Source organism: Gordonia sp. DT219, assembly GCF_049847065.1.
In the GTDB taxonomy this organism is placed as follows: Bacteria; Actinomycetota; Actinomycetes; order Mycobacteriales; family Mycobacteriaceae; genus Gordonia.
This window is the reverse complement of record NZ_JBNCNR010000038.1, coordinates 1-19,813: the sequence shown is the minus strand read 5'-3', so window position 1 is coordinate 19,813 and position 19,813 is coordinate 1. Positions and strand designations below refer to the sequence as shown.

Here is a 19,813-nt window from a genome sequence, read left to right as displayed (position 1 = left end):
GCGGCTTTTGGGCGTCCAGTGCGTGCCATACCCAACCCTACAACATATTCAATGAATTAACGGCGCGGAACACTAGGTCTCGCCATGCAGATCATTCGGTACGTAGCACGGCGGCTCGCCTACGCGATTGTAGTTGTATGGGGAGCGTTCACCGCTGCCTTCTTCTTGCTCTACGTCGTACCCGGTGATGCCGCCGGGGGGCTGACACAAGGCGGAGGCGACGATATCGCCAAGACGCTGGCCGAACAGCGCGAGATCCTCGGTTTGAATCGTCCGCTGTACGTACAGTATTTCGACGCCCTGTTCGGCGCGGTGCGCGGTGACTTCGGCGAGAGCATCTACCAACGGCGTCCCGCGACGAGCGTGTTCTTCGAATCGTTCGGGCAGACCCTGCAACTGGCGTTCCTCGGACTGTTCCTGTCGGTGGTCTTCGGCGTCGCCCTCGCCGTCCTCATCGAACTCATCGACTGGAAGTGGGCGCGCGAACTGCTCACCTCGCTCCCCGCCGTGGCGGTATCACTGCCGCCGTTCATCGTGGCGCTGGTGTGCGTGCAGGTGTTCGCGTTCAAGCTGGGGTGGATCGATGCCTTCGGTGATCACAGTTTCCTGGGCCTGCTGGTGGCCTCATCGTCGATCGCCGTGGCAGGTGGTGGTCAGATCGCGCAGATCCTGACCGTCAATCTGCGTGCAGCGCTGACCTCCCCATATATCGAGACCGCCCGCAACTGGGGGCTAAGCCGCTTCGATCTGGTTGTGCGGCACGCGTTGAGATCCGCTGCGCTGCCGGTGATCACCGCACTCGGCACCACTATCGGCGTGATGGTCGGCGGCACGGTACTGACCGAGACCGTGTTCTCCCGCCTCGGGATCGGTCGCCTCGTCGTCGACTCCGTCAACGGTCGGGACATGCCGATCGTGCTCATCACGGTCACCGCGAGCGCAGTGGTGTTCGTGGTGGTCAATCTGATCGTCGACCTGGTTCACCCGGTCATCGACAAGCGAATCCGATTGGAGGCATGATGGCCGTCCTCGACACTGTGACCGCCGCAACCGACAGCCGTACCAACGGCGCCGCGATTCGGTGGGTCATGTACGTCCTGCGTACACCGGGTCTCTTGCTCTCGTATCTGTGGGTGATACTCATGGTGGCCGCGACCCTCGCCCCGACGCTGTTCACATCCGGTGATCCGAACGCGCAGGATGCGGATGCCATTCTGCTCCCACCGAGCGCAAGCCACATATTCGGAACCGATGACCTGGGGCGCGATCAGTTCACCCGGGTCATCCACGGGACCTCGCTGTCGGTGGAGGCGTCGCTGATCGCGGTTCTCATCGGCTTGGTCGCCGGTACGGTGATCGGACTGGTCTCGGGTGCGATCGGAGGCTGGGTCGACACGGTGCTCATGCGGCTCGTCGACATCATGTTCGCCGTCCCAGCGTTGATCGTCTCGCTCGCGATCATTTCAGCGCTTGGACACGGCGTGATCAACATCGCGATTGCCATCGGTATCAACAGCACCGCCAGCTTTGCCAGACTGATGCGTTCAGACGTCGTGCGGGTGACCAACTCGAAGTACGTCGAAGCCTCGGTATTCGCTGGTCAAAGTTATTGGCACAGACTGATTCGCCATGTGGTCCCCAATGCCTCGCGCACAGTGCTCGCTGCCGCGACCATCGAAATCGGATCAGCCATCCTCACCGTTGCCGCGTTGAGCTTCTTGGGTCTCGGCGCTCCACCACCGACCCCGGAGTGGGGACTTCTTGTCGCCGAAGGCCGCACCTTCATTGCGTCCCAGTGGTGGCTGAGCTTGCTGCCCGGTCTGGTTATCACCATCTCGGTAGTGGCCATCTACCGGATTGGTCGATCATTGAACAGAGGGAGAACCAGTGTCATCTCGTGATGCGCTACTGCGCCTTGAGAATGTCGGCGTCGACTTCACCGTTCCCGGCAAGCCACCTGCTCGCGCTGTCGAGGAGGTCAGCATCGACCTGCAACCCGGACGGGTCCTGGCACTCGTCGGTGAATCCGGCTCCGGCAAATCCACCCTCGCCCGCGCGGTGACCGGAACGCTCGCAAGCAATGGGCAGATCACATCCGGGAGCGTCGTCTTCGACGGCCGACAGCTCAATGGCCTCAGCGACAAGCAGTACCGCACGGTCCGTGGGCGCGACATCGGGTATATCCCGCAAGATGCCTTGCTCGGCCTGAATCCGCTGATGCCGGTCGGCGTGCAGGCCGGTGAGCCCTTGCGAGCGCATCGCCTGGCATCGAAACCCGAAAGACGGGAACGAGTGCTGAGTCTGTTTGATCGAGTCGGCTTACGTGATCCGGAGAAGGTGTACCACGCGTACCCGCATGAACTCTCCGGAGGTATGTGTCAGCGTGTCCTGATCGCTGCTGCCATCTCGACCGGACCGAAGCTCCTGGTGGCCGACGAACCGACAACGGCCCTCGACGCCACTGTCCAGAAGCGGATCCTGGATCTGCTCAGCCAGGTGGTGGCCGAGGAAGATCTGGCTGTGCTGCTGATCACCCACGATCTTGGGGTCGCGGCCGAGCGTGCTGACGATATCGGTGTGCTCAAGAAGGGGCGCCTCGTCCGAGCGGGAATTGCGGCAGAAGTCATCAGCAACCCCGGGAACCCCTACACCACCGAATTGTTGCGCTCGTCATCGAGTTTCGGCGACCTCAATAGGATACGGCGACGCGACATCGACGACCGCGATGTCGTGGTTGCCGTGGACCACCTGCGCAAGACGTTCCCATCGCGCCGAAGCGGGCACGAAGTAGTAGCCGTCGCGGACGCGTCCTTTCAGATACGCCGAGGCACAACTCTGGGCGTTGTCGGCGAATCGGGATCGGGCAAGACAACTCTCATGCGGATGCTCGCCGGGTTGGTGGCTCCGGACTCGGGCACGGTCGAGGTCTCGGGCACGCCGGTCGTACACCATCGGCGAGGCCGCGGGCAAACCGAGCTGTATCGCAAAGTACAGATGGTCTACCAGGACCCGTTCGCCTCGCTGAACCCTCGCAACACCGTGCGGTCGATCATCCAGGAGCCACTTGACGGGTACAAGATCGGAGACCGCAGAGGCCGACGTCAACGTGCCACCGAACTGTTGGATCTCGTGGGTCTACCGGCCGATGTCGCCGGCCGGTACACCGCGGAGTTGTCCGGTGGCCAGCGACAACGGGTGGCGATAGCTCGTGCACTCGCTCCCGAGCCCCGATTCCTCATCCTCGACGAAGCGGTGTCGGCGCTCGACGTCACGGTGCGTCGGCAGATCCTGGATCTGCTCGTCGAGATCCAAGCCGACCTCGACCTTACATTTGCATTTGTTTCTCACGACTTGAGTGTGATCGCGGAAATATCCGACGAAATACTGGTCATGCGCCACGGAGCGATTGTTGAACACGGACCATCTCACGAGATAGTCACCGCGCCGAGAACCGCATACGTCCGCGAACTCCTCGACTCGATCCCACAACCCACCGCGCATTTCGTCGCGAATGCCGGCTAAGTTATGCAGCTTCACAATCTAGATCTTGCTAGAAAGGAAACCATCCAATGAACGCCCCCGCACATCGTGAACTACATTTGGGGTACATGTATTGGCTCAATGGAACTCATTGGGGAGGATGGCGCCAACCGGACGCTCCGACGGCTGATGCTTTCAGCCTCGAATATCCAACACGGGCAATCAAACTCGCAGAGGCAGCCAAGTTCGACTTCTTCTTCCTTGGCGATACGTTGCCCGGCGACGTCTACCAGGAACATTGGAACACGACGCACAACGGTGGGCGCCTCGAACCTTTCACGCTCGGATCTCAGCTTGCACTGCAGACATCGAAGATCGGGATAGCAGTAACCGCACATCCCACCTACTACGAGCCTTACATCCTCGCGCGGCTCACTGCATCCCTGGACCATCTCAGCCACGGCCGGCTCGCGTGGAACGTGGTCCTGGGCGCCTCCGACCTCGCTGCACGAAACTTCAGTCTTCCCGACCTCGGTGGAGAGCGCCGTTACGCGCGCGCAGACGAACACATCCGGGTCGTCCGCAAACTCTGGGACAGCATCGAGGATGGAGCTTATCTCCAGGACAAGGACTCTGGGCACTACCTCGATCCATCCAAGATCCACCGACTCGAGCACAAAGGTGAATTCTTTGAAGTAGCCGGGACACTACCGATGGCTCGGCCACCCCAAGGGCAGATCCCTCTGCTATACGCCGGCGCCTCCGAACTCTCCCGAGAGCTCACCGCCCGACATTGCGAAATCAACTTCACTGGCCCCGCAGACATCCCCGCCTCGGCGGCGTTCAACGCTGATGTCCGGGAGCGAGCGGCCCGGATTCACGGCAAGCAAACCCCGATATTCTTCCTGCCGGGGATCTCTCCGGTGATCGGCGACACCCACGAGGACGCGCAGGCCACCTACGCACGTCTCAACGCCGCCATCCCCATCGATGAAGACCCCATCGACGGCGCGCAGGACGACAGCTTCTGGTCGAGTCCGGATTGGCTCGGCCTGGTGAACGCCGGGCAGCCCCTGCCTGTCGGTCTCCGAAGTCTTCGTGCGCTCTCCGAACTGGTTGGCGTCGACCTGCGAGGAGATGGCCTGGATGGGGCGATCTCCGCAGAACATGCCGAACGTTTCAATGAACGCGGACGCAAGACGCTGACATCGTTGGCCGCTCGCACCGGTCGCAGCGTCGAAAAGGGAGCGGTGACGGCCGTCGACCTACTGCAGCAGGCCTCGGTCGGTGGATTCCCGCCGGTCATCGGCACTCCCGAGGAGGTCGCCGACCACTTGATCGACTGGTTCACCAGTGGCGCCGCCGACGGATTCAACATCAACTCGCCCTACATGTGGAATCAGTTCGAACGCTTCACCACTCAGGTCGTCCCGATCCTCCAGGACAAGGGACTGTTCCGGCGTGAGTACACCACTGATACGTTCCGAGGTCACTTCGGACTACCCATTCCGGCCAACCAGTTCAGCACGGACACGGCACGCGGGGGTGTCAGCGGTGAGTGAGCGTCAAGTCCGGCTGGGCCTGGCCGCATACGGCACTGGATGGGACGCCCACGCATGGCGTCTACCGCAGGCGACCAACGCCGGACTCCGTGATCCCAGCGTCATCCTCGACATCGCCCGGATCGCCGAACGAGGAAAGCTCGACTACGTCTTCGCCGGCAGCGCTCTCGGGAGCGAGCCCAATCACCTGCAGCGAATATTTCGTTGGGACAACTTCATCTACGCAAGTCAGGCGGCGGCAATCACCAAACACGTCGGTTTTGTCGTGTCGGTGAACTCCTCGTTCGAGCATCCGTATCTCACGGCGCGTCAAGTCGCCACCCTTGACCACTTCACAGGCGGACGGGCCGCCCTCAACGTGGTCTTCGGCATCGATCGCAACGGAGGGCCCGACCTCAACCTCGGCGGCAACGCAATCCCCGATGAACAGTCGAAATACACTCGCGGACGAGAGTTCGTCGAAGTTGTCAACAAGCTCCTCTACAGCAGTTGGGACGACGACTTCCTCCTCGACGACCGGGCGAACAATCAACTGATCAGGGAGAATTCGTGGCACCGAATCAACCACACCGGCGAGCACTTCCAGGTACGCGGTCCTCTCAACGTGCCACCGCCGACACAGAGTCGGGTGCCGGTGGTTCAGGTCGGCACCTCCGATGATTCGGTCCAATTCGGAGCCGACCTGGCGCAGGTACGATTCTCGCCGTACCTCGGAGTCGAACGCGGCAAAGCCGAGTACCAGCGCATCAAAGACCTCGTAGCCGCCAACGGACGCGATCCCGAAGCATTCAAGATCCTTCCCGGAGCGACGTTCTACATCGCCGGCACCAAGCGGGAGGCGCAGCGCATATATCGCAATGTCATTAATAGTCAAGTGACAGAAGAGATCCCTCGAGCGTTCTCCGTGGCGCTCGGTATCGATCTGTCGCGAGTACGTAACAACGAGCGTGTCGTCGACATCATCGATCTCGAGTCCCTGTCACCGACGGCATTCGATGACTTCCTGCCGCCACTCGGCACCGAGAAACGACACATCCACAACCGTGACGATCGTGAGTCGATCCGAACGCTGGTATCGGCTGTCGGCGAGGATCTCACCCTGCGCGAGCTCTACCACCACGTTCAACGTATCCGGCAGGCAGCGCAGCCGGCTCTGGTGGGAGATGCGAACACGATCGCCGACTGGGTGCAAGAAAATTTTGAAGAGCGCGTGCTCGACGGTGTCCAGTTCTTCCCTCCCTATCACCGCGGACCCGCCGACCTGCTGGTCGATCTGGTGGTTCCCGAATTGCAGCGGCGGGGCCTCTTCAGAACCGAGTACGAGTCCGACACCTTGCAGGGTCTACTTGCGACGGACAACGGCTGATGGCGCGCGATCAGATACCCCACGGCTATCGCCAGCTCGGAACATCCGGCTTGGTGCTCTCGGAGTTGGGAATTGGGGCAAGCACGTTCGGGCGGTCAGGAATGCGTGCGTCGGATCCGAGTCTCGTCAACGCCATCGTGGATCGCGCAATCGACCTGGGAATCACCTACTTCGACCTCGCGGAAGGCTACGGTGACCACACTGGGCTGAGCGAAACGCTGTTTGCGAGAGCGGTGGGCCGGCGACGCGACAGTGTTGTCATCGGAACCAAGTTCGGGCGATCGTTGTTCACCGACCGGGGGCCGTCGTATGCACTGGGAGGCTCGCGCAAGTACATTGTCGCCGCGGTGGAGGACTCGCTACGTCGACTGAACACCGACTACATCGATCTCTACCAAATCCACTTCCCCGATTCGTTCACCCCTATCGAGGAAACACTCTCGGCTCTGGACGGTCTCGTGCGCTCCGGCAAAGTTCGGTACATCGGCGCCTCCAACTTCAGCGCCTGGCAGCTCGCCGACGCAGAACACATTGCGCGCCGAGCGGGACTCACCCGATTCGTTTCGACGACCGACGAATACAATCTCACATGGCGACAACCCGAGACCGAACTGATCCCAGCCCTACGCCACTACGGACTCGGCTTCATCCCGTATTTTCCCCTGCAGAACGGTCTGCTCACAGGTAAGTACCGTAGGGATCAGTTCCCCGAGGGCGCCAAGATCACCAACCTCAAACGCTACCTGTTGAAGACGGCTCCATGGGATGCCCTGGAGAAGTTCGAGGCATTCGCCGCCGAACGAGGGATCACACCCACCGCCCTCGCACTCGGTTGGCTTCTTGCGCAACCGACAGTGACCAGTGTGATCGCCGGGGTGACCGTCCCCGAACAAGTCGACAGCAACCTTGCCGCAGCACGATGGGTACCCAATGCCGACGAAGAGCGCGAACTCCGGGCGCTGTTCGACGGGAAGCTATCCGGCGGCCCCGGAGTCGTGGACAAGGGATAGCTTGCAGCAGAACGGCTACGACAGGCAGCCGGGGCGCCGGCGCTACCGACAACGTCGCAGAACTCGACTCCGTACTCGCGGGAGGGAGGATTTGCGGCGTCGAAGGCGCACGAACCGAGGATCCGGGCCCTGCAGTCTGCCAGAGTAGAGCGCGTTGATGGATGGACCGCGAGACGTTCGCCCGCGCGACCGAACGGTCCTGGGTCGGCTGAAGTCTGCCGATCCAGGACCGTTCACTCAGTTCACCACCAAAGCGCGAACCACCGCGCCCCATCGGTCGACCCATACCTCCAATACCCCGTCGTCGGCGTACGAACTATCGATGAGGTACAGAGCCGGAGTCGGAACGATCGCTCCGATTTCGCTGAGAACCGGCTTCAACGTATGTTCGGCCGCCAGCGCATGGTTTGGTGCGGCACCCAACATCAGCGGAATCGCGACAACGTTCGCCATCCCCGTACCGCCGGCAAATTGGTCAAGAAACAGCTTGAGAAGCCCACTGTAGGTGGCCTTGAAGGTGGGGCTCGCGATGATCGCGACATCTGCGTTCTGCACCATGGCTACGGCGTTCCCCACAGCCGCATCACCCCAGCCGAGCAGGCCCGAGCCCAGTTCGCTGATCTCAATGACTTCTACGCTGTCGGGATCCAGTGCTCGGGCAAGCCGCGTGGCTGCATCGCACGTACGTGAAGCCGCTTTCGGATTGCCGACAACGACAATGACCTTCATCTCTCCCCTCTACTCGTTCACGAAAACGCATTCGTTAGTGAAGATCCGCCATCCCAAACACTGCTGGCTATCGGAAACGCGAAATCGCGCAATCCGAGGTTAGGCACGCGTATCGCGGAACCCAGCCATGATCGTTCGCCACGCGACCAGACCGAGTCCACCCGCGAGGAGAGCCGTGCCGATGAACATCGGCACCCTACCCAAGTGTTGAAGTGTCGACCCCATCGCGATCGGCACAAGAAGTGCACCCATGCAAGGAATGAGATTCGACGCAGCGATTCGCAATCCTGCGCCAGCGGGACGTCCACCAGTCGAATTGACCGCAAGCAGGTTCGTGCAACCGATACATAGGCAGACCGCAGCGCCCTGGAGCACCGCCGCCACAATCATCAGCGCCCAGCCGAGGTCGGGTATCGCCAGCATAAGAATGCCGGACGAACCACACATCCCGGCGACAACAACGGTGCCCCCGATGCCCAGTCGGATGAGCAGCGAGGGCAGAACCGTCCCAACGAGGATCGATGCCACGTCGCGGGCGAGCAGAAGGATGACGAGAATGATCGCAATGCGGTGGGGCGATCCATCAACCGTGAGCGCGAAGAACGAATTCCCAAGTGTCATCACCGTCATAGCGCACATCGCAACCAGAGACGATGCACGAATCCCCCAGTCCCCTATCACTACAGTCCGCGCAAATCCGTACGCCTCACGCGGATGTGGACCGGCAGCGTAGCCCGCACCCGTGCTCGGCAGGACAGACCGAGTCAGTGGCGCCAACGCGACCATAGCGACCGCCACCCCAACAAAGGCGGCTTGCCAAATCCCGCTCGCCACGACAACGGCAGCAACAATGGCGGCAACCGCCGCCGCGCCACGTTGCGTCGCCCCATTCAGCCCCTGCATCACGTGAGGGTTTCCTGTCGTACTCACCGTTGCGAGAATCGAAACCCACGCCACTAGCCGTGTCAGACCGATCATGATCACCGGCAACAGCCACCAGACCACCGACGCGCCCACCAGGCAGGCCATCGCCAACCCGGCAGCGCCTAGCAGGAGGGACGTAAATGCCACCATGCGCGCCCGTCCGCGTGCGTCGCCAAATGCCGCAGCCGGCAACGAGCTAATAAAGCCGATTCCCTGCGGGAGCGCGATCATCAGTCCAATCACCCCCGCCGACGCGGCGCCAGTCTTCTCCAACGTCACAGGCATGACAGTCTGGACCACCGAATCCGCGAACACGAAGAGAAAGACTGCCGCGAATAGTGCGGCCCCTGATTTGGCAGCGACTTGAGCGTGCTCGCCGACGCTCATCCTCGGATGTCAAAGTCGAGAAGGGGCATCACCTCGGCGCCGAAGCGGTCAAGTCCGCCGCCGAAGTCATCGAAGCTGAACAGAACTCCGTCAAGCCCTCCCAGTGCGGCGAGCTCGTTAAGGCGATTGGCAATGGTGCGCGGCGATCCGGCAAAGAGCCCAGGAGCATCGGGGTTGATCGCCAGGTGCGTTTGAAAGCGCTTCGCCACCGCCGAAGAGCTAGTTCCGGTGGAGTCGACAACGTAGTGGCCGCGCTCATTGTTGAGCGCCTCCACGTCTGCGCCCTCGTTATAATAGTCGATCTTCGCGCGCGCCAGCGCGTCAGTGTCGTCGAGGATCACAGTCCTGGACGACAGCACACCCACCTTCCGACCGTTTGCGGAGGCCGAAATCTGTGACTGGGCTTCCGAGATACTGGCTTCGTCGGTCGCCATGGTGAAGTTGTAGTCGGCAAACTCGGCAGCAAATCTGCGTCCACGCTCGGACGCGCCGGCCGCAGTGATCGCAATCCCGTCCTTGGGATGCATCCCCATCCGGCAATCATCAACCTGGAAGTACTTGCCCCGAAAGTCTGAATAACCGTTCTCAGTCAACTCCCGAAAGATCGTCGCCCACTCTGTCGCATAGTCATACCGGTACCCGAAGTACTCATCACCAGGCCACATCCCCATCTGCGCATACTCCGCCCGATGCCAACCGGTCGTTATGTTGATACCGAACCTGCCCGGCGCCACGTCATCAATAGTCGCCGCCATTCGCGCCGCTATCGCAGGATGCAACGACAACACACCTACCGACGCGAAGATCTGCATCGAGCCGGTCGCCGCCAGCACCGCAGCAGTCTGCGACACCGGCTCCGAGGTATACTCCCAATGCTCAGTCTTCCCGCCATACCCCCGAAAGCTGATCATCCCCAACCCAAACGCGAAACCCAAATCCTCCGCACGCGACACCACACTCCGATTCAACTCGAAACTCGGCATATAGTGCGGAGAATTCACCGACGAAATCCATCCATCATTACCCGTCGGCAAAAACACTCCCAGCCTCATCACACCACTCCAATCCGGTGTCGGCACGTAGCCCGATTCGCCTTAGGTCCAATTTTGTAGTCCACATTCAGTCCACAATCACGCCGAACGCACAGGTCCACCACCCGCCGAGATGTCAAAGTCAAGAAGTGGAACTACCTCTGTGCCGAAACGATCCAGCCCTTCAACAAAGTCGTCGAAGCTGAATAGCAGTCCTTCTAGTCCACCAATCGACGCGAGTTCATTGATCTTGCGGGCGACGGTCTTCGGCGACCCTGCGTATAGATTTGCCATATTCCCTCCATCGATTGCGAGCCTGTCGCCACGCATTCGTAGGCGGTCGGCGTGCGTCGGATCGAGGTCGTTCTCGCCTTTCAACGTGGCAATCGCTCCGAGATCGGCACCGTCCTCGTAGTAATCGACCCTCTTCTTGGCGAGGTCGTCCGTATCGTCAAGGATGACCATACGCTGCGAGAGCACCCGGACATCACGGGACGTCGACGCACGTATCTGGCTATTCGCGGCCTCGATAGAGCTACGATCAATCGCTGAAGTGAAGTTGTAGTCCGCAAAGCGCCCGGCAAACTCACGCCCCTTACCAGACTGACCGGCGGCAGCAATCTTGATCCCACCACGGGGACGGAAACCCATCTTGCAGTCAGAAACTTCTATGTACCGTCCTTTGAAATCTGTATGCCCAGTATCGGTGAGGTCTCGAAATATCGATGCCCACTCAGTCGCGTAGTCGTAGCGAGTCTGGAACCAATTATCTCCAGGCCACATCCCCATCTGCGCGTATTCCGCACGGTGCCAGCCAGTGACAATGTTCAGTCCGAACCGACCTGGTGCCACATCGTCAATGGTCGCCGCCATCCGCGCGACCATTGCCGGATGAAGCGCCAGAACACCGCATGTCGCGAATATCTGCATCGATGTAGTCGCCGCGAGCAAGGCTGCGGTTTGTGTCAACGGTTCCGAAGTATAGTCCCAGTGTTCGGTCTCGCCGCCGTATCCGCGGAAGGTGAGCATTCCGAGCCCAATGCTCAAACCGAATGCCTCCGCCCGCGAGACGATACTTTTGTTCAAATCGAATGTCGGCATGTAGTGCGGAGAATTCCGGGAAAGAATCCAACCGTCGTTCCCTGTAGGCAGAAATACACCCAGCCTCATTGCTTTCCTTTACTTTGATCGTAAACGTATCGGTGACCGTCAGTCGCGATAGCGGCGCGCGGCCGGACCGACGCCGCCATCGCGCGGCTGTCCTAGGCTGGCTTGAGAGTCCAGTAGCGGAGTGCCATCTCTGGTGAGAACGACATGCCGGTGATTCCCTTCGCCAAGACCCCGGGGCGCTGTGCCTGCACGATTGGGAACAACGGTGCAGCATCGGCGACAATTTCCTGTGCCCGTTTGTACGCCGCAGCACGCTCGGGTGTCAGATCTGCAAATGTCTGTTCCTTCGAGATTTTGTCCACTTCGGGATTGGTCCACATCGAGTACTGGTTGGTTCCACCGGTCGTCGTGTAGTAACCGACCGGTGTCGCCGGATCATCGATCCACGAACCCCACTTGATGAGGAGTGCGTCTGGCGAGCCCTGACCCCTCGTTGCGCGCTGGGTGATCAAGTCCTGGAAGGCAGCGGGGGTCTTTGGGCTGAGAACGAACTCAATACCTGCCTTTGCAGCGTTGGACTTGATGAGGATAGCTGTATCTTGCATCTGGGGGTCCGAGTTGAGGAAGTGTAGCGGCACAGTCACCTTCGGATTTCCGGCTTGGCGCATGAGGTCTGTAGCCTTACCGATATCCGTCTGATATTTCGCCCATGCGGGCGTGTAACCGTTGGCGCCTTCGATCACATAAGAATCAATCCGCGTAGCTTTGCCCTTATATACCGAATTAATGATGTCGTCGTAAGGCAGGGTGTAGCCCACCGCCTGGCGAACTGCCTGATCAGCGAAAGGGCCTCCGTTCGTTCCCAGCTCAAGGAGCGTGAACTCGGGCGCTTTCGCGTAGATCACCGAGAGGTTTGGACTGCTGGACACGCTTTCGACGTCGCTTGGTGTCAAGCCGTACACAGCGAAATTGATCGACCCACCTTTAAGAAGCGACAGGACGCTTCCTGTACCGATGACCTGGATCGTCGCCCCGTAGTAGGCGGGTTTTGGAGCGTATCCGGGGACTGCCGACAGTTGGATCTCGCTGCCGGGTGTCCGGTGCTCGATGAAGTACGGTCCGCTACCGGCCACATTGTTCTTGAGCCATTCGGATCCTGTTTTGTCGCTCGGCGTTACGTGCTTCTTGACCTCTACCGAGTCGAGGATGCCCATCGGCGGCTCCCGGAATACCGCCAATAGGTACAAATTCGCGTTAATCGGTTTTCCGTCATAGTCCAAGAAGTTGATCTTGACGGTTCGCTCATCGACCTTGGACACCTGGTCCATGCTCTGGATACCCGCGCCGTTGAGCGGTCCACTGCGACCGAGAGCGAACGTCCGCTCGAGCGTATATACGACGTCATCAGCTGTTACTGGGTTCCCAGTGGGATGGAACTTGGCTCCCTCGCGGATGGTGAATGTCGTGGTATCCTTCTCCATCGTAAATTCGGCCAGCTGAGGTTCGATCTTCAGCCCGTCCCATGTGAGCGTTCCGTCTTTGCCGGTTATCCATTTGGGAGACACCAATCGCTCATACACATTGAAGGCGATCTCCCAGTCCTGACTGCTTGCTGCCACCGCCGGATCCAAGGTGGTGACGTCAGCGGGCCAGGCAGTGACGAGCTTTTTCGCCCCGACGCCGCCGGACCCACTGCCGCCGCCTGCGCCGCAGGCTGCGAGCACCGCCGTGGCTCCCAGTCCTAATGTCCCCGCGAGGAACTGTCGCCGGCTCGCGCCGAGTTCACCGATAGATCGCATCTCAATGCCTCTCATTGCTTGTTCGTAACGATGTAGCGTCGCTCTTCCGTGGACTCTCGTGCTCGCCGTTGAGCACGATCGGACATGCAGCGACGTGGGTTGCCGATACTGGAAGCGGAGTGGGCCGCTCAGTGCGGCACGACTGCTGCCCGAGCGGACACCTGTCGGCCAAGCGGCATCCTGTCCCGACATCGAAGGGACTTGGAATCTCGCCGGCAAGTCGGAATCGCTCATTCCGTACGCCTGGTGTGATGCGCGGCGCCGCAGACAGCAATGCCTTCGTGTAGGGATGAGTCGGGTTGGAGAAGATCTCCTCCGTGGAACCCGCCTCCACGATTGTGCCGAGATACATGACCATGACGCGGTCGGAGATGCGCCGCACAACCTCGAGGTCGTGGCTGATGAACAGGTAGGCCATCTGCTGTTGTACCTGAAGCTTGCGTAATAGCTTGAGGATCTGTCCCCTTACTGAGACGTCGAGTGAAGCTGTTGGCTCGTCCAGCAGAAGCACTTTTGGTTCTACCGCTACCGCACGTGCGATTCCGACTCGTTGACGCTGTCCTCCACTGAGCTCTGAGGGGTACCTATCGAGATGTTCGTCTCCCAGCCCAACCAAGGCGAGTAGTTCGGCGGCGCGCTCATCGCGCTCCTTCTTGGACAGGGCTGTGTGCAGACGCAATGGCTCGGTCAGTACCTCGCGAACCGACATCCTGGGGTTGAGAGATGAATTTGGGTCCTGAAACACCATTTGCATGTTCCGATAGGACTGCGAGAGCTGGCGATCGTCCATCTTCGTGATGTCACGACCGTCGACAGCGATCGCACCGGAAGTCGGATCGGTCAGTCGGGCTATACACCGAGCAACGGTCGACTTACCAGAGCCGCTCTCCCCGACTAGGGCAACGGTCTCGCCTGGATGAATATCTACGCTGAGATTCTCTACAGCGATCAGATTGCGAGCTTTTCCCCCTCTCTTCACACGGAATTCTTTATGGAGATCAACGACATTTAGTGCGGGACTCCGCGATATTGCTCGGGTCATGCGGCCAGCTCCTCGAATCGGCTAGAGCGCAATAACTTCTGGGTATAGGCGTCCTGCGGATCCGAAAGTACTTGCGCACAGTTGCCCGTTTCCCGGACCTCGCCGCGATACATTACAACAACGTTCTCGCAGGTCTCCGCAACTACACCCAAGTCATGGGTGATCAGACACGCCGTCATTCCGCGCGAGCGCGTTTGGTCGACAACCAACTCCATGATGTCGGCTTGAATCGTCACGTCGAGTCCTGTCGTCGGCTCGTCGAGAATCAGGAGCTTCGGCTCACAGATCAGCGCCAGCGCCAGCATCACTCGTTGCGCCATACCACCCGAGAATTCATAGGCGAATTGACGCATCCGTTGGCCCGGTTCTGGCACGCGGACGCTACGGAGCATATCCTCGGCGCGCTCGCGAGCTTCCTTCTTCGATACGTCTGAGTGCGCTCGGCAGGCGTCGATAAGCTGGCTGCCGATTGAGATCACAGGGTTCAATGCCGCACGGGCGTCCTGGAATACCATACCGATATCGTTTCCACGAATGCTTCGATACGCACGTTCGTCGAGTGTCGACAGGTCGGTGCCATCAAATAGGACTCGCCCGGATGTACGCTTGAAGGTCGACGGTGTCAATCCCAGCATGGACAGAGCCATCACCGATTTGCCGGAACCGGTCTCGCCCACGATGGCGGTCATCACCGACGATTTAAGCGCGAAGTTCACATCATCGAGGATGGGAGTGAATCCGGCCCCGGTCTCGAAACCGCCGCTAAATCCTTGAACCTGGAGTAGTCCCGCATCTTCAGGATTTCTCATCATCATCGCTTCTCTCCTCGGTTGCGAGTTGACAGACCGTCGCCGACCAACTGGAATCCTATGGCCAAGACAAGAATTCCCATACCAGGGAAGAATGACTCCCACCATGCGCCGCTGATGACGTCGCTCTGTCCGCGGGCGATCATCGACCCCCATTCGACGGCATCCGGCTGAATTCCGACTCCGATGTATCCCAATGCTGCGATATTCGCAACGACCCACCCGGCGCTGATCGATGCGTAAGCCAACAACGGCCTAGCGCTGTTGGGCAGGATGTGTTTGAAAAGCACTACGATCGGACGATTGCCGACCATCCGTGCCGCTTCAGCGAATTGCCAATTCTTCTTGGACATCACCTCCGCACGGGCCAACCGCACGAACTCCGGTAGGGGAATCAACGCCGCCACCAAGATCACATTCAGCGTTCCGGGGCCTAATACGGAAATCACAAACAGCGCCAGGAGCAATGACGGAAATGCTTGCAGGACCTCCAAGATTCGAAGGGTCACAGACTCGAACCAGCCACCGAAGAAGCCGGCCACGGCGCCCCATACGGACCCGACTGCCAGGGCGACCACGACCACCGCAACAGTGAAGAAGACATCAGTGCGTCCAGCGGCCATGGTACGTGAGAAGACATCCGATCCGACGCGATCCGTACCGAACCAGTGGAGGGCGTCGGGTGCCGCGCTCGTCGGTCCGACGCCGGTTTCTGCTGGTGGATACGGTGTCCATACAATCGACAAAATCGACACCAGCACCAACAGACCTAGAATCGTTAAGCCAACGGGCAACGCCGAAGCTGACTGGCGTAGGCGAGCGATTTGCCGCTTGACGCGGGCGGGGAATTGCTGTTCGCGGTCGCGCTTTTCGCCTCGATCCGCCGTACGGAGGGCCTGTTCCATGAGTGTCATGAGCGAATCCTTGGGTCAGCGAATCCATAGGCGACGTCAAGTAATTGGTAAACGACGACGTAGAGAATGGCGGCATAGAGTACAAATCCCTGGACAGCTGGAAAGTCGGACTGTTCCAACGCATTGAGTGCATATTGGCCAACTCCAGGCCATCCGAATGCACCCTCGACGAGCACAGATCCGGAGAACGCCCATGCGACGGTCCCCGCGAGCATTGTGATAACCGGCAGCAACGCGTTACGCAATGCGTAAACAAACCAGACACGATGCCGCGAAATTCCGAGAGCGTGTGCGGTCCGGACATAGTCGGCCTTCAGCGCATGGGTCATCGCTGACCGTGCTCCCCGCGCGATAGGCGCGAATACGCTGTACCCGAGTGTCAATACGGGTAGACATAGCTGGGCAGCCGCGGCTCCGAAGGTCGAAAAGTTGCCGGTGAGGAGACTATCGATTAGATAGAAGCCGGTAACGTGCGTAGGGGGATCCATTCCGATGGGAAGGCGCCCGGTGGGGCCCGGCGAGATACCGAGGCTGACGAAGAAGATCCATAGTAGCATCAGTGCGACCCAGAATTGCGGTAAAGCCAGTCCCGCAGCGGTGATGACGCGCGTCAACTTGTCGAATATCGACCCTTCGAACACCGCCGACAGCACACCGACTGAAACCCCGACAACGATACCGATGATCAGGGCGTACAACGCCAGCTCCGCAGTTGCTGGGAGCCTGTCAAAGAGGTCTGATGTTACTGGCCGGCTCGTCATATACGAGGTACCGAGGTCCCCCTTCAGAAGATCACGCAGGTAATGGAAGTACTGGACTGGGAGCGGGTCGCTGAGTCCGAGTCGTTCCCTGATCGCATTGCGATCAGCCTGCGTCGCATTGGGCGGAGCGAACAAGTTGGTCGGGTCACCCGCGAAGACTCGTGTCAGGAGGAATGTCAGTGTGACGACCCCTAAAATTACCAATACGGCACCACCGATCCGCCGGATGGCCTGGCGGACGATTCCCGGAACGGCAATTCTGGTTGGGAGAGTGGGTACCACCATTTCAGCGACCATAGTGCTCCTCCTGGTTCGATCGGATGAACGTATCTGGAACGGATACGCCTCGATGTGCCGAGATGAGCTCGATCGGTCGCGCTGCCGACCGGACAACGTCCACAGCTTGATCGACGTCGAAGACAGACGCACCGATCAGATCCCCTATTGCCAGACCCGGTACCGCCGACTGAATGACGCGCCGCGGGATATTGGTGACTCCGTCCAACAATGTCAGCTGCTGGTCTGCAGTCGCCATGTAGTTCGTCAGCGACGCGAGCCAGGCTGCTTGCGAGAGGCAGGGCATCGAGACGGGTGTAAAAGCGTTCTCATAGTTGTTGCTCGCGAGCGCCACTGGAACTCCCGCTGCAGCAAACTCTTCAATTCGAGTTACACCTCGGGTTGGTGCGCTCAACTGATCACGGCCCGATAGAAACAGGTCCGTCGTCGGAATTGCGACAACCGATATGCCTGCACCGGAGGCAGCCGCAACAAGTTCCTTGACACGTTCCGGCGACACTGCGGTAAGCGCGGTCACGTGGCCTATGAGTACCCGACCTTCGAGTCCTGCCTTCTCCACCCGTGGCACGACTTCGGCGAGCATCAGGTCCTCCGGATCGTCACTGAGGTCAAGGTGCAGATCCAATGGGGCGTCATATTCAATTGCCAGTGCGATCATCTCGTCCAGATGACGTATGGGATCAGAGTCCGCATACGGACACCCGGCAACTACCGAACAACCCTCGTTCAGCGCACGGACCATACGTGCGTGGATCTCCGGACAGCTTGTGGTCCCGTGCTGTGCGAACGCGGCGAGTTCCAGGTGGATTTCAGGGTGCGCCTTCGCCAGTTCGCGGTGAACGCCCACCATGGCTGGATCGGATTCAGCGCTTATCTCGACGTGAACGCGGGCGGCGACGGTGCCACCATTGACCATGAGACGCAAGGTCCGGTCCGCGTTCTCGACGATCGTGTCCAGCGACATCGATGCTCGGAGATCTGCGGTCGTGCGCAACGCTTCCTGAATACCGGTATGACCGCTTGCACTGACGTCGAGATATGGTAATTGAAACGCCTTGTCCAGATGGACGTGCACGTCGACAAAACCCGGGAGAAGGATGCGGCCGCCAATGTCGTGTGTCTCAGCGACACGATGCTGGTGGGTACCGCTCTTCACGATAGCCGCGACGCGCCCATCTTTGACCTCGATATCCCAAAGGTCCTCACTCTGACGCAGTCGTGCCCTGAGTAGCACGATGTCCATGCTCATCCTCTCACGACCACATCGTTGGATGCAGCGAGAGTTTCCAATCGACGAAAATCGGTCCGATGGAAAAGGAGTGGTTCGCCATCAAAACTTGAGACGCGGTGCACTTGCAGCAGAACGAGTTCATGGTCGCCAGCGTCCGCGATGTTTACGATCGAGCAGTCCATCCAGCTGATCGCGCCGCCCAAGAACATCGCGCCTTCGCTTGACGTGGTGATGTCCAGACCGGCGAATCTGTCACCGTGCTTAGAGGCGATCTGCCGGCATGCCTTCGCCTGTGAGTCACCGAGCACCGACACACCGATTCGTTGAGCCGTCCGGAGGTGCGGCCAGGTTTGCGATGAGTTCAGCACCGAAAACGCGACCATCGGCGGCTCATAGGAAACCCCCACCGACAACGAGGTCGCTACCAGCCCACGTCGTACACCGCTGACGACCGCGCACAATGCCGACACCGCCGTCGGGACACTGTTGAAGCTATCTCGAACGGGCTGAGAGTTTGCTTTTGCCTGTTCCATTCTGGTAGCCAGATCAGTTCCTGCCCCCATCACGCGCCTTCGATTCGGGTTGCGCCGTGACGGTTCGAATGTGCGTCGTTCTTGTACGCGAGCGAGCTTGCTAGCCGGCCCGCCTTCGGTTCGCCAACGTGCAGAGCACCTTTCACAGGATTGCGCCTCTCGCTTTGGAGTCGTTCATCGATGGAGACCAGCGGGAATCCCGGAGCTTCACGCGCATCGGGATTGAGATCTCTGAGACCGTGCGAGCAACTTCGATCGCAACGGATGCAATCGTGTCGCAGTCCTCGGCTGTTTGGGTGACGGCAATGTAAACGATCCGTGACTATAAGCGACGTAATTGTATTGAATCGAAGCTGCGATTCGACACAATCTGTTCCGCGCGGTTCGGACAGCGCACACGGATCTGTCGCGCGGCGGGATGCCAGGCCACGCCATCACGCCGTTGGCGACGGTGAACGTCGGGACAGTCGCTGACCTGCAACTTGCTGGACGCATCGGGACGGCGGTGGATGGCCACCATACTGCGAACCACGGCACCGAGGACGGCGGCAATCGACCAGCACCCGGCGGCCACCGATGCGGTATCGGCCGGGCAGATCACGTCCGGAAGCACCGGTGGAGTTCACCTGGCTTATGACATTCGCGTTACGGATTGCGCCCGATACGTACGCAAATGCGCCACAATCCTATTGTTATTGTTGCACTATCGTCCGCTTGACAAGGGCGCTGCGCCAGGAACCGACCATCTTTCGGATCTCCTGACGTTCTTGTGGGTGGTTTACAGCCACGGCAACTCTGGACAGGCGCCGCCGCGGGTGAGTTCGGCCA

18 protein-coding genes are annotated in these 19,813 nt (G+C 59.9%); 7 read left to right on the top strand and 11 right to left on the bottom strand.

Annotated elements, in window-relative coordinates; translation table 11 throughout:
* The first annotated feature begins 84 nt into the window (after positions 1 to 84).
* Genes ACPXB3_RS21675 through ACPXB3_RS21650 form a run of 6 tightly spaced genes read left to right on the top strand, consistent with a single transcriptional unit; the run spans position 85 to position 7,418 of the window.
* Positions 85 to 1,020, top strand: coding sequence for an ABC transporter permease (locus ACPXB3_RS21675; protein ID WP_425729664.1), 936 nt, complete (start codon positions 85 to 87; stop codon positions 1,018 to 1,020).
* Positions 1,020 to 1,901, top strand: coding sequence for an ABC transporter permease (locus ACPXB3_RS21670; RefSeq protein WP_425729662.1), 882 nt, complete (start codon positions 1,020 to 1,022; stop codon positions 1,899 to 1,901). The genes ACPXB3_RS21675 and ACPXB3_RS21670 overlap by 1 nt, the downstream gene beginning before the upstream one ends.
* On the top strand, positions 1,888 to 3,522 hold the full coding sequence (locus tag ACPXB3_RS21665) for a dipeptide ABC transporter ATP-binding protein (RefSeq protein ID WP_425729660.1): 1,635 nt from the start codon (positions 1,888 to 1,890) through the stop codon (positions 3,520 to 3,522). Before ACPXB3_RS21670 ends, ACPXB3_RS21665 begins: the two co-directional genes overlap by 14 nt.
* A gap of 47 nt (positions 3,523 to 3,569) precedes the next feature.
* Positions 3,570 to 5,042, top strand: a complete 1,473-nt coding sequence (locus ACPXB3_RS21660) for an NtaA/DmoA family FMN-dependent monooxygenase (RefSeq protein ID WP_425729658.1) — start codon at positions 3,570 to 3,572, stop codon at positions 5,040 to 5,042.
* Positions 5,035 to 6,408 (top strand): NtaA/DmoA family FMN-dependent monooxygenase, encoded by a 1,374-nt coding sequence (locus ACPXB3_RS21655; protein WP_425729656.1) that lies wholly within the window; start codon positions 5,035 to 5,037, stop codon positions 6,406 to 6,408. Before ACPXB3_RS21660 ends, ACPXB3_RS21655 begins: the two co-directional genes overlap by 8 nt.
* Positions 6,408 to 7,418 (top strand): aldo/keto reductase, encoded by a 1,011-nt coding sequence (locus tag ACPXB3_RS21650; RefSeq protein ID WP_425729654.1) that lies wholly within the window; start codon positions 6,408 to 6,410, stop codon positions 7,416 to 7,418. The genes ACPXB3_RS21655 and ACPXB3_RS21650 overlap by 1 nt, the downstream gene beginning before the upstream one ends.
* Positions 7,419 to 7,655: 237 nt before the next feature.
* On the opposite strand, the gene ACPXB3_RS21645 is transcribed toward ACPXB3_RS21650, so the two are convergent.
* The 11 genes from ACPXB3_RS21645 to ACPXB3_RS21595 all read right to left on the bottom strand — a co-directional run bounded on the left by ACPXB3_RS21645 (position 7,656) and on the right by ACPXB3_RS21595 (position 18,985).
* A complete protein-coding gene (locus ACPXB3_RS21645; protein WP_425729652.1) occupies positions 7,656 to 8,147 on the bottom strand; it encodes an NAD(P)H-dependent oxidoreductase in 492 nt (163 codons plus the stop codon).
* Positions 8,148 to 8,246: 99 nt separating this feature from the next.
* Positions 8,247 to 9,458: an MFS transporter gene (locus ACPXB3_RS21640; protein WP_425729650.1), complete on the bottom strand. Its 1,212-nt coding sequence runs from the start codon at positions 9,456 to 9,458 to the stop codon at positions 8,247 to 8,249.
* Positions 9,455 to 10,510 carry an LLM class flavin-dependent oxidoreductase gene (locus ACPXB3_RS21635; protein WP_425729648.1) on the bottom strand — a complete coding sequence of 352 codons (1,056 nt, stop codon included), beginning with the start codon at positions 10,508 to 10,510 and terminating at the stop codon, positions 9,455 to 9,457. Before ACPXB3_RS21635 ends, ACPXB3_RS21640 begins: the two co-directional genes overlap by 4 nt.
* A gap of 78 nt (positions 10,511 to 10,588) precedes the next feature.
* Positions 10,589 to 11,659 carry an LLM class flavin-dependent oxidoreductase gene (locus tag ACPXB3_RS21630; RefSeq protein ID WP_425729646.1) on the bottom strand — a complete coding sequence of 357 codons (1,071 nt, stop codon included), beginning with the start codon at positions 11,657 to 11,659 and terminating at the stop codon, positions 10,589 to 10,591.
* Positions 11,660 to 11,751: 92 nt separating this feature from the next.
* Positions 11,752 to 13,413 carry an ABC transporter substrate-binding protein gene (locus tag ACPXB3_RS21625; protein ID WP_425729644.1) on the bottom strand — a complete coding sequence of 554 codons (1,662 nt, stop codon included), beginning with the start codon at positions 13,411 to 13,413 and terminating at the stop codon, positions 11,752 to 11,754.
* A complete protein-coding gene (locus tag ACPXB3_RS21620; RefSeq protein ID WP_425729642.1) occupies positions 13,400 to 14,440 on the bottom strand; it encodes an ABC transporter ATP-binding protein in 1,041 nt (346 codons plus the stop codon). Before ACPXB3_RS21620 ends, ACPXB3_RS21625 begins: the two co-directional genes overlap by 14 nt.
* Positions 14,437 to 15,255, bottom strand: a complete 819-nt coding sequence (locus tag ACPXB3_RS21615) for an ABC transporter ATP-binding protein (RefSeq protein WP_425729640.1) — start codon at positions 15,253 to 15,255, stop codon at positions 14,437 to 14,439. Before ACPXB3_RS21615 ends, ACPXB3_RS21620 begins: the two co-directional genes overlap by 4 nt.
* Positions 15,252 to 16,163, bottom strand: a complete 912-nt coding sequence (locus ACPXB3_RS21610; protein ID WP_425729638.1) for an ABC transporter permease — start codon at positions 16,161 to 16,163, stop codon at positions 15,252 to 15,254. The genes ACPXB3_RS21615 and ACPXB3_RS21610 overlap by 4 nt, the downstream gene beginning before the upstream one ends.
* Complete coding sequence (locus ACPXB3_RS21605; RefSeq protein ID WP_425729636.1) at positions 16,160 to 17,221, bottom strand: ABC transporter permease; 1,062 nt, start codon at positions 17,219 to 17,221, stop codon at positions 16,160 to 16,162. Before ACPXB3_RS21605 ends, ACPXB3_RS21610 begins: the two co-directional genes overlap by 4 nt.
* Entirely contained in the window at positions 17,211 to 18,470 is a 1,260-nt protein-coding gene (locus tag ACPXB3_RS21600) for an amidohydrolase family protein (RefSeq protein ID WP_425729634.1), read from the bottom strand. Before ACPXB3_RS21600 ends, ACPXB3_RS21605 begins: the two co-directional genes overlap by 11 nt.
* The gene (locus ACPXB3_RS21595; RefSeq protein WP_425729632.1) at positions 18,467 to 18,985 is read right to left on the bottom strand and encodes a flavin reductase family protein; all 519 of its coding nucleotides are present in this window, start codon (positions 18,983 to 18,985) and stop codon (positions 18,467 to 18,469) included. The genes ACPXB3_RS21600 and ACPXB3_RS21595 overlap by 4 nt, the downstream gene beginning before the upstream one ends.
* Before the next feature lie 509 nt (positions 18,986 to 19,494).
* Here ACPXB3_RS21595 and ACPXB3_RS21590 point away from each other — a divergent pair.
* A partial coding sequence (locus ACPXB3_RS21590; RefSeq protein WP_425729630.1) for a hypothetical protein occupies positions 19,495 to 19,813 on the top strand: 319 nt, incomplete at its 3' end.

Bases quoted from the DNA above. Each gene is read 5' to 3' on its own strand.
- ACPXB3_RS21675 (WP_425729664.1), top strand. From the start codon at position 85: ATGCAGATCATTCGGTACGTAGCACGGCGGCTCGCCTACGCGATTGTA.
- ACPXB3_RS21670 (WP_425729662.1), top strand. From the start codon at position 1,020: ATGGCCGTCCTCGACACTGTGACCGCCGCAACCGACAGCCGTACCAAC.
- ACPXB3_RS21660 (WP_425729658.1), top strand. From the start codon at position 3,570: ATGAACGCCCCCGCACATCGTGAACTACATTTGGGGTACATGTATTGG.
- ACPXB3_RS21650 (WP_425729654.1), top strand. From the start codon at position 6,408: ATGGCGCGCGATCAGATACCCCACGGCTATCGCCAGCTCGGAACATCC.
- ACPXB3_RS21645 (WP_425729652.1), bottom strand. From the start codon at position 8,147: ATGAAGGTCATTGTCGTTGTCGGCAATCCGAAAGCGGCTTCACGTACG.
- ACPXB3_RS21640 (WP_425729650.1), bottom strand. From the start codon at position 9,458: ATGAGCGTCGGCGAGCACGCTCAAGTCGCTGCCAAATCAGGGGCCGCA.
- ACPXB3_RS21635 (WP_425729648.1), bottom strand. From the start codon at position 10,510: ATGAGGCTGGGAGTGTTTTTGCCGACGGGTAATGATGGATGGATTTCG.
- ACPXB3_RS21630 (WP_425729646.1), bottom strand. From the start codon at position 11,659: ATGAGGCTGGGTGTATTTCTGCCTACAGGGAACGACGGTTGGATTCTT.
- ACPXB3_RS21625 (WP_425729644.1), bottom strand. From the start codon at position 13,413: ATGAGAGGCATTGAGATGCGATCTATCGGTGAACTCGGCGCGAGCCGG.
- ACPXB3_RS21620 (WP_425729642.1), bottom strand. From the start codon at position 14,440: ATGACCCGAGCAATATCGCGGAGTCCCGCACTAAATGTCGTTGATCTC.
- ACPXB3_RS21615 (WP_425729640.1), bottom strand. From the start codon at position 15,255: ATGATGATGAGAAATCCTGAAGATGCGGGACTACTCCAGGTTCAAGGA.
- ACPXB3_RS21610 (WP_425729638.1), bottom strand. From the start codon at position 16,163: ATGACACTCATGGAACAGGCCCTCCGTACGGCGGATCGAGGCGAAAAG.
- ACPXB3_RS21605 (WP_425729636.1), bottom strand. From the start codon at position 17,221: ATGGTCGCTGAAATGGTGGTACCCACTCTCCCAACCAGAATTGCCGTT.
- ACPXB3_RS21600 (WP_425729634.1), bottom strand. From the start codon at position 18,470: ATGAGCATGGACATCGTGCTACTCAGGGCACGACTGCGTCAGAGTGAG.
- ACPXB3_RS21595 (WP_425729632.1), bottom strand. From the start codon at position 18,985: ATGGAACAGGCAAAAGCAAACTCTCAGCCCGTTCGAGATAGCTTCAAC.